This window comes from Halostagnicola larsenii XH-48 (assembly GCF_000517625.1).
GTDB classification, from domain to species: Archaea; Halobacteriota; Halobacteria; order Halobacteriales; family Natrialbaceae; genus Halostagnicola; species Halostagnicola larsenii.
In genome coordinates this window covers 21,340-33,552 of sequence record NZ_CP007056.1, presented here as the reverse complement: position 1 = coordinate 33,552, position 12,213 = coordinate 21,340, and the positions used below count along the sequence as shown (strand labels likewise).

Sequence of the window (12,213 nt, the reverse complement as noted above, 5' to 3'; positions counted from 1 at the left end):
CCGTTAGTCCTCCATCGCGCCGTCGGCGTGCTCGAGCGCGATGTCCAGCGCGTCGACCCCCTCGTCGACCTCCTCGGTCGTCAACACGAGCGGCGGCGCGATGATCAGCGTGTTGATCATGTTCGCCACGTAAACGCCCTCGTCGGCGGCGCGAGCAGCGACTTCATCGACGACGGTAGTCCCTTTCGAGACCTTGTCCTCGCGGTGACCGAACGGAACGCGTTCGGTGGGAGACTTCGTGAGTTCGATGCCGCGGAACATCCCGATGCCCCGAACCTCGCCGACGCTCGGGTGGTCCGCGCCGAGTTCCTCGAGGCGGTCGCCGAGGTAAGCGCCGGTCTCTCGGGCCCGTTCGATCAGGTTCTCCCGTTCGTAGGTCTCGATGGCAGCGAGGCCGGCCGCACAGGCGACGGGATGGCCGGCGTAGGTGTGGCCGTGACAGAACATGTTCTCCTCGAAGTGGTCGGCGATCTCGGGGGTGACGATGGTCGCCCCGAGGGGCTGGTAGGCGCCGGTCAGTCCCTTTGCCATCGTCATGATGTCGGGGGTGACGTCGAAGACATCACAGCCGAACCACTCGCCGGTGCGGCCGAACCCGGCCATCACCTCGTCGCAGATGAGCAGGGCCCCGTGATCGTGAGCGATCTCCTTGAGCCTGGGTAGGTACTCATCGGGCGGGACGAGGATGCCGTTAGAGCCCACGATCGGTTCGACGAGGACGGCCGCGACGGTGTCGCCCTCGAGTTCGAGCATCTCGTCGATGTACTCTATGCTCTCCATCGGCTCGAGCGTCGAGCCGTAGGCGTAGGGATCTGGGGCTTTGATCGTCCCTGGAATACCGGGTTCAGCCGCGAGTCTGCGGGGATCACCGGTGACGCTGATCGAACCGTAGGTCGCGCCGTGGTACGAGCGGTACCGCGAGAGGATCTTCTGCTTGCCCGTATAGAAGCGGGCGATCTTGATGGCGGCCTCGACGGCTTCCGTGCCGCTCGTCGAAAAGAACGTCTTGGAGAGGTCACCGGGCGTCACCTCGGCGAGTTTCTCGCCGAGTTTCGCCCTGGCTTCCGTCGCGTACCCGGGTGCGAAGTACGCGCCCTCGCTGGCCTGTTCGGCGATCGCGTCGGCGACCCGATCCGCGGAGTGGCCGAGGTTCGAGCACATCAACTGCCCGGAGAGATCGAGGTACTCCTCGCCGTCGGCCGTCGTGAACCGGGCACCGTCGCCGCTGACGACCTGCGTCGGACTCACCTCGCTCTGATAGGACCACGTCCCGAAGACGTACCGTTTGTCCGTGCGTTCGACATCGTTGAGTGTCGATGACTCACTAGCCATATCATCCCGCATGGAACGCGAAGGTAAAAGCTATTCCTATAATATCGCATAACATTGGTTGAAATCCAACTAATAGGGAGTTGGCCTATATGAAAAACTAATATCTTGGCCACCCGGTGACGCCAACCCGTTGGGGAGCGGACAGAACCAATTCCGTTATCCAAACCTCCCTCGATACAACTGTGCGAGCACACGCTCGAGCGAATCGTTCTCGAGAATACTGATGGTCGCGAGAGACTACCAAGAGTGCGACTCGAGACAGCGCCGTCTCTCACTCCGACATATGAGGTCGGAACGCCTCGTAGGCGGCCTCGGAGTGTTCGGGGTAGACGATGAGCGGTTTCGAGCGCCCGGTTACGTTGAACGAGAGTTTCCCGCGCTTTCGGTAGGTCAGGTAGAAACTACCGACGCCGGCGGCGGCGAATCCGAGCCCTCCGAGGACGTTCTCGGTCGTCGAATAGCCGCCGAACAGCACGAGTATGACGCTGAGTACGGCGAGAAACCAATCGAACGAATCGTACTGGACTTCGACGATATCCTCGAAGGCGAAGCGAATCGGCGTATCGTCCCCCCGGTCGACGTAGACGTGGTCGTCCGCGAGCGTGAGCGCGTTGCCGCGGCGAAGGGCAAACGTCTTCGTCGCGTCGACCCCGTCTGGCGCGTTTTCGGTAGACACGAGTACACCATGATCCGTCACCGCCGTTACTGTTGTGGTCGAAACGACGGGCGAACTCGTGTCATCTGGCTCGCGACCGATGGGACAAACCCTCGAGTGACGGACCGACACAAGGACTTTGAGGGGGGCCCGCGCTTTTCGGTGTATGGACGAACGCGATGCCCAAATCCTGATCGCCATCTCGGAACTCGAGACGAGTAGCTCCGAGCGGATCTCCGAGGAGACAGACATTCCCACGTCGACCGTCCACTATCGGATACAGAAGCTTCGCGAGCAGGGCATCATCAAAAACGACCTCTACGAGTTCGATCTGGCGGCGGCCGGCCTCGAGATCACCGTCATCTCGGAGGTCATCGCGGTCTACGACGAAGAGTACCACAACCGCGTCGGCGAGCAGATCGGAGCGGTCGAGGGCGTCAAGCAGGTCTTTTTCACGATGGGGGACGTCGACTTCGTCGTTATTTCCCGGCTCACGGACCGCGACATGGTCGAGCGAATGTTCTCGCAGTTCGAGGCCATCGACGGCATCCAGCGGACGATGTCGAACTTCGTCATCTCGACGATCAAAGACGATTACGACTCGTTCGCTGGCTACGAGGTGGAGACGCTACGTGACGCCGACGACGTAACGGAGTAACTCAGACTGGCTGAACGAACTCCACGACGTATCCGTCCGGGTCGTAGACGAACCCCGCGCGTCTGTCCGCGGCGTCGAACGTCGTCGGCTCGAGGAAGACGTCACACCCCGATTCGTCGACGACCCGTTCGAAGGTCGCGTCGACGTCGTCGACCGCGAACGCGAGGTGGTCGATTCCGGACGGCTCGACGTCGTCGTCACCGTTTGGATCGTACTTGAACTGGAGACTCGCGCCAGCGTCGGTTCCGACGTAGTAGTTTCGGACCCCGTCCTCACCCGTGAACTCTCGCTGGTACGACAGGCCGAGAACGTCCTCGTAGAACGCGGTGGTCGCTTCGAGGTCGCTCACCTGGACGGCAGTGTGGGTGGCGTGCATGCACCTCCGGACCCTCCCCGTCCACTTATAGCTTGGCTCGATCCAACTCGAGACCGAAATAGCGCAATCAGATCCGACAATCCGAGCGTGTGCGGATATACATCCAACAATAGAGCCACGGCTGGACAATAGTTAATATGTGTCGCACTGTCAGTGGACGTATGTCGATCGAGATTGACAGGGAGCGGTTTATCGAAACGATGAAGGAACAGGCCGATATCGGCGCTACCGACGGCGGGGGACTCCACCGGCTGGCTCTCTCCGACGAGGACAAGGCGATTCGGGACTGGTTTCGCGATCAGCTCGAGGCGCTCGGCCTCGAGGTCCGAGTCGACGCGTTCGGCAATATGTTCGCTCGGCGCGAGGGAACGGATCCCGACGCCGATCCGATCCTGATCGGTTCGCACCTCGACTCCCAGCCCTACGGCGGGATCTACGACGGAGCCCTCGGCGTGATCGCACCCCTCGAGTTGCTCCGCACCCTAGAGGAGGAAGGCAGGGTCACGGAGCACCCGATCGAGATCGTCAACTGGACCAACGAGGAGGGATCGCGCTTCCAGCCGGCGATGCAAGGCAGCGGCGTCTGGGCCGGAGTCCACGACATCGACGCGGAGTACGACCGGACCGACGAGAACGGCGAGCGGTTGGGTGACGAACTCGAGCGTATCGGCTACCGGGGGGACATACCGGTCGAGCCACAGAACGACTACGAGGCGTACCTCGAGCTCCACATTGAGCAGGGTCCGTACCTCGAACTCGAGGAAAAAGACGTCGGCGTCGTCACGGGCGTCGTCGGCTTCTACTGGGGAGCGATCACGTTCTACGGCGAGGCAGATCACTCCGGGCCAACGCCGATGCACTATCGCAACGACGCGCTAGTCGCGGCCGCGGACGTGATTACTCAGGTTCGGCGGATCCCAGGAACGCTCGGCGACCGAACCGTCGGGACGGTCGGCTACGTCGACGCACAGCCCAACTCCATCAACATCATCCCTGAGGAGGTAACGATCACGTTCGGGTTCCGCGACCCGTCCGACGAGATCGTCGCGGAGGCCAAAGAACGGGTTCTCGCCGAAGCGCAGACAGCGGCACAGCGCGAGGGGCTCGACTGGGAGTGGGAGCAACGCCACCAGTCGGACAGCGTCGAGTTCGCCGACACGTGTATCGACGCCGTCCAGGCATCTGCGGACGATCTGGGCTACGACAGCATGCGCATCTTCAGCGGTGCTGGCCACGATGCCGTCCATCTGACCGACATCTGTGACACCAGTATGGTATTTGCGGTGAGCGAGGACGGCAAGAGCCACAACGAAGATGAATACACCAGCTGGGACGACTGTTACTCGGCGGCGAACACCATCGCCAACGCGGCCTACCGCCTCGCGACCGACGAATAAGCAGAAACGATTCGGACGACCGAGAGCCCTCCCACCGTACCGTCGCAATTCTCGATTCCCAGCGTTGGGACCGCCGATCAGAACTCCCAGTCGGGGAGGTCGCGCTCGACGAACCGTCCGTGTCCCGGCTCGCCGACGATCTCGCCGTCATCGGCCACGAGCTCTCCTCGCACGAACGTCTTTTCGACGCGACCGGTGACCTCCCGCCCCTCGTAGATCGAGAAGTCGGCGACGCTCGCGTTGTCCTCGGCCGTGATCGTGTAGGTCGCCTCGGGATCGAACACGAGGACGTCGGCGTCGGTTCCCGGCTCGAGCGTCCCCTTCTCGGACAGGCCGAACACTCGAGCCGGGTTCGTACACATCGTGCGGACGAGAAACGGGTACGAGTAGTCGCGCTCGTTGATCGCTTCGTCGTGAAAGACCGGGAGGCTGGTCTGGAGGGCGTTCGCGCCGAACTTGCTGTCCCACCAGTTGTCGACCTGCTTGCTCTCTTTCGTGTAGCCACAGTGGTCCGTCGAGACGACGTCCAGCGTGCCGCGCGCTAAGTGCTCGAACATCGCGTCGTTGTCAGCGGGTTTCCGAATCGGCGGCGCGATCATCGGAAGGAGACCCATCTCCTCGAAAATCGAGTCGTCCAGCGTGGTGTAATGGGTACACGTCTCCGCGCGAACCATCTCCTCGCCGAACGCTTCGCGGTACTGTGCGAGCACCTCGGCGGATTTCCGGCAGGTCGTGTGGATTCCGTAGTACCGACAGCCCGCCTCCATCGCCATCCGGACGGCGTCTTCGGCTGCCATCGCTTCCGCGTAATCGGGCCGGGAACGAGGATACCACTCGGGATCACCTTTCCCCTCCGCCTGGAAGCGGTCGGCCAGGTAATCGAGGAGGTCGGCGTCTTCGGAGTGCAAGACGGCGATCGCGTCGTGGTCTGCGAGTTCGCGAAACGTCCGATCCATGAAGCCGTTGCGCAGTCCGAACTCGTAGGCGGTAAAGAGCTTGAACGTCGGCACGCCCGCCTCGATGACGGCTTCGATTTCCTCGAAGACTGACTCGTCCTCTCGAGTGATCGCGCCGTGCAGTCCGAAGTCGACGACGGGCTTCTCCGCTTTGTCGCGCTTTCGTTCGATTCCCTCGAGAATCGTTCCCGGCTCATCCCACAGGCTTGTTTCGCCGACCCAGGCCTCCCAGGCGAAGTCGATGAAGGTGGTCGTGCCGCCGAGGGCTGCTGCTTTCGAGGCACTCTCGTACGTGTCGAACGAGAACATGTCGTCGATGTGGACGTGCGGGTCGACGACGCCGGGTAAAACCAGTTTGTCCGTTGCATCAACAACCGTCTCGGCCTCGCTCATCTCGGTTTCGTCCCCAACGGTAACGATCCGTTCGCCCGTGATTCCGATGTCGGCCTCGAACGTGTCACTTTCCGTGACAACCGTGCCACCGCGTATGAGTGTATCTACCATGTCCAATCATATGTGATTGGAAATAACAAATATAGGTTTCGGTCGGATATAGGCTAATATCTGTCGTATTCAATGGCCCATATTCAATGAATTTCATAATTTTCGAATGGGTCATACCCCCTATCTTGCAATAGACTTAAGTAATAGTCCTTGAATTATGAGGCGTACAGTTCACGGATGAGATTCACACGCAGTATTAGAGACACGTTATGACAGACAACAATCCACCGACCGACGACGGCATCGCGGCAGCGGAGGGGAACGTGACGCCGCCGGAGGAATCGGATTTCGTCGAGTACAGCATCGAAGACAAACCGCCGCTTTTGCAGTCGATCGTCCTGGGGTTCCAGCATTACCTCACGATGATCGGTTCGACCATCGCAATCCCGTTGGTGCTCATCGGAGCGATACAGGCAGCGGGCGGCGGTATGCCCGAGGCGGATCAGGCACAACTGATCGGCACCTTCTTCGTCGTCTCGGGTATCGCGACGCTCGCCCAGACGACGATCGGTAATCGGTATCCGATCGTCCAGGGCGGGACGTTCTCGATGATCGCCCCCGCGACGGCGATCATCGCCGCCCTCGGCGCCCAAGGAGTCGGATACGAACTGATGTTACGCGAACTGCAGGGGGCGATCATCGTTGCCGCGCTAGCAGAAGTGGTGATCGGATACCTGGGAGTGATGGGGACGCTAAAGCGATTCCTCTCACCCGTGGTCATCGCACCGACCATCGCCCTCATCGGTCTCGCACTGTTCAATACGGGACAGATCACGAGCGCGGGCCAGGACTGGTGGCTGTTCGGGCTCACCCTGGTGCTGATCATCGCGTTCTCGCAGTACCTCGATAAGTACCACAGCGTGTTCCGCCTCTACCCGATTCTGCTGGGAGTCGGATCTGCATGGCTCATCGCTGCGCTGCTGTCAGTGGCTGGGGTCTACGGCAGCGGTGCGGCCGGATTCATCGATTTCGGAACCGTTACCTCGGCGTCGGCCATTCAACCGATCACACCGTTCCAGTGGGGAGTACCAACGTTCACGACGTCGTTCATCATCGGGATGTTCGCCGGCGTCGTCGCGTCCATGCTCGAGAGCTACGGCGATTACTTCGCCGTCGCTCGACTGTCGGGGATGGCCGCACCCAGCAAGAAACGCATCAATCACGGTATCGGCATGGAAGGTCTGGGCAATCTCTTCGCCGGGATCATGGGAACCGGAAACGGATCGACGTCGTACTCCGAGAACGTCGGCGCCATCGGTATCACCGGCGTGGCTTCCCGATACGTCGTCCAGATCGGGGCGATCGTCATGCTGATCGTCGGCTTCGTCGGCTACTTCGGCCAACTGGTCGCTACCATTCCCAATCCGATCGTCGGTGCGCTGTTCCTCGCAATGTTCGGGCAGATTACCGCGGTCGGTCTCTCGAACCTGAAGTACGTCGACCTCGACAAGAACCGCAACGTGTTCATCGTCGGCATCGCGCTGTTCTCGGGACTCGCAATTCCGAACTACATCGCCAACGTTGGCGCCGTATCCGACTTTCAGGCTGGACTCGAGGGCGTCGCCGTCCTCGGCCCGGTGTTAGGAACTGAACTCGTCGCACAGACGTTGTTCGTCATCCTCGGCACCGGAATGGCCATCGGGGGCATCATCGCGTTCGTCCTCGACAACACCATCGAAGGGACGACCGAAGAGCGCGGTATCGACGCCTGGGACGAACTCTCGGAGGACGAAGACGATTTCGTCACGTTCTTCGAACGACTGGGTTCGGACGACAGATCGAAGCCGGTCGACCGCGCCGACTGACCGCCTCGGTAGTTCGGGACGCCACAGCAAGTTCGAGACGGGGGACGGTTGTGTTGCTGTGGTCCGTTCGTCGCTACCCTTTTTTCGGTTCGACCACGATAACCGCCATGGACGACCACGACGATCTACTCTGGAGACGCGAGGCCGTCGACCGCACGCTCGCCGTCCGGGAAGCGTTCCTCGAGGAGCGTGCAACGAGATCCCGCTCGGTCGATGACCTCGCCGGGTGCCACCTCGCCGAACCGATCAGCGCGCCCGCCGATCGACCCGCCGACGACCGGGCGACGATGGACGGCTACGCCTACGCGTCGGACGACGAGGGCCCGCTCGAAGTGGTCTCGAAATCGAGCTTCCCCGAGTCGGATCGGCCATCGATCGAGCGGGGAAAGGCGATCGAGATCGCGACGGGCGCACCGCTTCCCGAACGGGCGGACACGGTGGTTAAGCAAGAAGACGTCGTCGTCGAGAACGGAACGTTCGACGCGCCGTCGCTCCCGGCGGGAACGTACGTCTATGAACGCGGGTCGAACCTCGTAGCGGGCGACCGGCTCTACGAGCGCGGCGACCGGCTCTCGGCGCTGGATGCGGTCTTGCTCCGCGACATCGGCTACGAAACCCTCGAGGGTTTCGAGCCGTTTTCCGTCGGCGTGCTCGCGACCGGGACCGAGATTCACGAGGGGAAACACACCGACCTCGACTCGCCGATGCTCTGTAATCTACTGCGTTCGTGGGGCCACGACCCCGTATACGAGGAATCGGTCCCCGACGAGGGAGACAGCGTCGAGCAGCGGATTTCGGAACTCGCTCGCGAACACGATATCGTCGTGACCACGGGCGGAACCAGCGTCGGCGCGAAGGATTACGTCATCGACGCGCTCTCGAGTCACGGAAGCGTGGAATTTCACCGCGTCCGAATCCGCCCCGGCAAGCCCATCGCCGTGGCTCGGTTGCCAGACCACGACGCACTGGCCGTCGCGATTCCCGGAAAGCCGATCGGCGCGTACGTCAGCGCGGTGCTCGTCGCTCGAGTGCTTTTCACCGGCGAGGAGACGCTACCGACCCTCGAGCGAGAGTTTACCCACGACGTCGGGCTCGGCCCCGAGGGCTTCGAGTACGCGATTCCGGTCACCCTCGAAGGCAGAACGGCGACCCCGCTCGGCCACGTCGATTCCCCGCTCGCGGTCTACGAGGACACGTTCGATCCGAGCGTCCTCTCCTCGAGCACGCGGGCGGCGACGGCCGACGGGTTCGTCCTGACGACGAGCGATATCGCGGCCGGCGAACGGGTGTCGGTGGTTCAAACGTCGACCCTCGAGTAGTGCAGGGCCGTTATCGGTGATCGCTCGGGGCGGTTGGGGGCCCGACGGGCCTCCCGTTTCACACCGAACGAGTTGGTCCAGTCGGCGTTACACCTGATAGGAAGCTTTTTGCCGGGCCCGATCCGATTGTCATGACATCACATGACTGGCAGCGATCGCATTTTAGACGGCGTGAGAGTCCTCGATCTAACGACGTTCGTCACCGGCGGCTTCTGTTCGCTGATGCTCGCGAATCAGGGCGCGGAGGTTATCAAGGTCGAACGGCCCGAAGTCGGCGACGACAACCGCCACTCCGGACCGCCGTTCGTCGACGGCGAGTCGCCGTACTTCTGGTCGGTCAACTACGGCAAGAAGAGCGTCGAACTCGATCTGAAAAGCGACGCGGGCCGAGAAGCGCTCTACGAACTCGCGAGCGAAGCGGACGTTTTCATCCAGAACTATCGACCGGGAACCGCAGAACGGCTCGACGTCGACGAGGACGCGATCCGCGCGCACAACGACGACATCATCTACTGTGCGATTTCGGCGTTCGGCCAGACCGGCCCCTGGCGGGAGCGCCCCGGTTACGACCTGTTGATTCAGGGGATGAGCGGCATCATGAGCGTCACCGGCGAAGCCGACGGCAAGCCCGTGAAGGTCGGCCTCCCGATGACCGACCTCATCACCGCGATGTGGGCCGCGTTCGGCGTCTCGAACGCGCTCTATCGTCGCGAGCGAACCGGCGAGGGCGAGTACATCGACCTCGGTATGCTCGACGCAACGTTGCCGTGGCTGACGAAACAGGCCGGCAAGGTCTTCGCCGGCGAATCGCCCTCGAGGATGGGGACCAAAGACCCCGTCCTCGCGCCGTACCAGACCTTCGAGACCGCCGACGGCCACATCAACGTCGCCTGTCTCAACCAGAAGCTCTGGAAGGGTCTCTGTGCGGCCCTCGAGCGACCGGATCTCCTCGAGGACGAGCGGTTCGAAACGAACGCCGACCGCGTCGAGCACATGGGCGAACTCGAGGCGGAACTCGAGGAGACGTTCCGCGAACTGACCACCGACGAGTGGATGGTCCTCCTCGTAGAGGAAGCCGGCATTCCCGCGGGGCCGGTATTCGAGCCCGAAGACGCACTCTACAACGAACAGACCGAGGCCCGAGAGACGGTTACGTCCATCGAGGACCCCGACCGCGGCGAGATTCCCGTCATCGAGCACCCACTCAAGTACGACCGCTCGAGCAGCGGGTTCGAGTCGCCGCCGCCCCAACTCGGCGAGCACAACCGCAGCGTCTTCGCGGCGCTGGGCTACGACGAGGATGAACTGGACGACCTCGAGGAACGCGGCGCGTTCGGTGGGGAATAACCCGCGATGGACGTCTTCATCAGCGGCGTCGGCATGGTTCCCTTCGAAAGCGCCAGCGGCTCGAGCACACTGGATCTCGCCGAACGCGTCGCCTGGACCGCCCTAGACGATGCCGACATCGAACCCGACGGCGTCGAATCGGTGCACGTCGGAAACATGGCCGCCGAAGCGTTCGATCGGCGAACGGGAATCGAGAACGCCCTCTGTGGCGCGCTTGGGATCGAGGGCGCGATGGCGGACCGAATCGAAAACACCAGCGCCAGCGGCGCGAGCGCGCTCCTTCGCGGGGTCGATGCGATCTGCGCCGGTCGAGCGCGGACGGCGCTCGTCGTCGGCGTCGAGACGATGTCCGCAGTCGACAGGGAGGTTTCGACGGACGTTATCAGCAGCCTCGTACACGACCGCGAGTACCAGCAGGGGATCACGCTTCCCTCGTTCGCCGGGCTGGCGGCAGACGCCTACCTCGAGCGCTACGACGCCGATCGTGCCGGACTCGCAGCGGTTGCGGTCAAGAACCACCGGAACGCGGCCGCGAATCCGTACGCGCAGTTTCAAAAGGAGATCACGGTCGACGAGGCCCTCGAGTCCCCGCCCGTCGCGGAGCCGCTTCGATTGTACGATTGCTGCCCGACCAGCGACGGGGCCGCCGCCGTCGTGCTGTCGGCCGACGACGGCGACGTTCGGGTGTCCGGAATCGAGAGCGCGACCGGAACGCACGCGGTCGCCGAACGGCCCGATCCGCTCGAGATCGAGAGCGTTTCTCGAGCCGGCGAACGCGCCATGACGAGCGCCGGCGTCGAACACGATGACATCGACGTCGCGTGCATCCACGACGCGTTTACGATCCTCGAGCTGCTCGAACTCGAGGAGTTGGGCTTCTACGACAGCGGCGACGCCTGGCGGGCGACCATGGCCGGAGAGACGGACCGCGACGGGGTGCTCCCGGTCAATCCGGGCGGCGGGCTGAAGGCCCGCGGACACCCCCTCGGCGCGACCGGTATTTCGCAGGTGATCGAACTCGTCTGGCAGCTACGCGGCGACGCGCCCGGAACGGACCGGCAGCTCGAGGATCCGGAGACCGGACTCGCGATCAACGTGGCCGGCTTCGGCAACAATTCGATCTGTACGATCGTAGAGAGCACATGACTGAAATCAAAAACCCGATGGCAGGAAGCGACGGCATCGATCGAGCGTTCGAATGTGAATCGTGCTCGAACCGCTGGTATTACACCCGCGCTCGCTGTACGGACTGCGGATCGACAGCGTTCGAGACGTACCCGCTCGAGACGGGGCGGGTGATGGCGACGACGACGGTTCACGCCACGCCGCCGGGCGTGCGAGCGCCGAACCGGCTCGCGTTGGTCCAGTTCGACGGCGGAATTCGCCTCATCGCACAGGTGCGTGGACCCCCAGTCTCGAGCGGGGATTCGGTCGAATTCGGAGACATCGTCACGCTTCGAGCCGGCGATTCGGCAAGTGCCGGTCCGAGTCTGCAGCTTGAGTAGCGAATAACTCATCGCGCGTCTGCGAGAACAGTCGCTTCGGATCGGACGCTATCGGCTCACTATCAATTTCGGATACTACTTTGAAAGGAGATATTTCAGCTACCGCTGCGAGAAGGCGACGAATCTCCGTGAAACGGAATTTTCCTCGTTCGCGGACGACTACCGGGTTTTAAAACGGTTTTCGACGGAATATCATTTTACTGATTTAATCTCGAGGTACGAGGTCTTATATCGACGCTTTTGGACAATATCCCAGCCACGTAGGCCGTTACCGATAATATCGGAGGGAATGAGTCCAACCGACTCGCTCGCCGCCAAACGTAACAACTTTCGAATTAGAACCAAATCGTGTCTGGTTT

General features: G+C 62.2%; 11 protein-coding genes. 7 read left to right on the top strand and 4 right to left on the bottom strand.

Annotation, left to right across the window (positions count from 1 at the left end; translation table 11 throughout):
- Positions 1-3: 3 nt before the first annotated feature.
- Together HALLA_RS14205 and HALLA_RS14200 are read right to left on the bottom strand one after the other, a co-directional pair.
- Entirely contained in the window at positions 4-1,332 is a 1,329-nt protein-coding gene (locus HALLA_RS14205) for an aminotransferase family protein (RefSeq protein ID WP_049954168.1), read from the bottom strand.
- A 271-nt stretch (positions 1,333-1,603) separates the two neighbouring features.
- Positions 1,604-2,008, bottom strand: a complete 405-nt coding sequence (locus HALLA_RS14200; RefSeq protein WP_157231398.1) for a hypothetical protein — start codon at positions 2,006-2,008, stop codon at positions 1,604-1,606.
- A 145-nt stretch (positions 2,009-2,153) separates the two neighbouring features.
- Between HALLA_RS14200 and HALLA_RS14195 the strand changes: the two genes are divergently transcribed.
- Complete coding sequence (locus HALLA_RS14195) at positions 2,154-2,645, top strand: Lrp/AsnC family transcriptional regulator (protein ID WP_049954165.1); 492 nt, start codon at positions 2,154-2,156, stop codon at positions 2,643-2,645.
- Between the two features lies 1 nt (position 2,646).
- On the opposite strand, the gene HALLA_RS14190 is transcribed toward HALLA_RS14195, so the two are convergent.
- Positions 2,647-3,021 (bottom strand): VOC family protein, encoded by a 375-nt coding sequence (locus tag HALLA_RS14190; protein WP_049954164.1) that lies wholly within the window; start codon positions 3,019-3,021, stop codon positions 2,647-2,649.
- Between the two features lie 161 nt (positions 3,022-3,182).
- On the opposite strand from HALLA_RS14190, the gene HALLA_RS14185 reads away from it, so the two are divergent.
- Complete coding sequence (locus HALLA_RS14185; RefSeq protein WP_049954163.1) at positions 3,183-4,418, top strand: M20 family metallo-hydrolase; 1,236 nt, start codon at positions 3,183-3,185, stop codon at positions 4,416-4,418.
- A 77-nt stretch (positions 4,419-4,495) separates the two neighbouring features.
- Here HALLA_RS14185 and HALLA_RS14180 read toward each other — a convergent pair whose 3' ends face one another.
- Complete coding sequence (locus HALLA_RS14180) at positions 4,496-5,878, bottom strand: dihydroorotase (RefSeq protein WP_049954162.1); 1,383 nt, start codon at positions 5,876-5,878, stop codon at positions 4,496-4,498.
- 209 nt (positions 5,879-6,087) lie between these two features.
- On the opposite strand from HALLA_RS14180, the gene HALLA_RS14175 reads away from it, so the two are divergent.
- From HALLA_RS14175 to HALLA_RS14155, 5 genes are all read left to right on the top strand, one after another.
- A complete protein-coding gene (locus HALLA_RS14175; RefSeq protein ID WP_049954161.1) occupies positions 6,088-7,683 on the top strand; it encodes a uracil-xanthine permease family protein in 1,596 nt (531 codons plus the stop codon).
- Between the two features lie 107 nt (positions 7,684-7,790).
- A complete protein-coding gene (locus HALLA_RS14170; protein WP_084569043.1) occupies positions 7,791-9,002 on the top strand; it encodes a molybdopterin molybdotransferase MoeA in 1,212 nt (403 codons plus the stop codon).
- 141 nt (positions 9,003-9,143) lie between these two features.
- Positions 9,144-10,349, top strand: a complete 1,206-nt coding sequence (locus HALLA_RS14165) for a CaiB/BaiF CoA transferase family protein (RefSeq protein WP_049954160.1) — start codon at positions 9,144-9,146, stop codon at positions 10,347-10,349.
- A 6-nt stretch (positions 10,350-10,355) separates the two neighbouring features.
- The gene (locus HALLA_RS14160) at positions 10,356-11,495 is read left to right on the top strand and encodes a thiolase family protein (protein ID WP_049954159.1); all 1,140 of its coding nucleotides are present in this window, start codon (positions 10,356-10,358) and stop codon (positions 11,493-11,495) included.
- Positions 11,492-11,854, top strand: coding sequence for a Zn-ribbon domain-containing OB-fold protein (locus HALLA_RS14155; RefSeq protein WP_049954158.1), 363 nt, complete (start codon positions 11,492-11,494; stop codon positions 11,852-11,854). Before HALLA_RS14160 ends, HALLA_RS14155 begins: the two co-directional genes overlap by 4 nt.
- Positions 11,855-12,213: the final 359 nt, after the last annotated feature.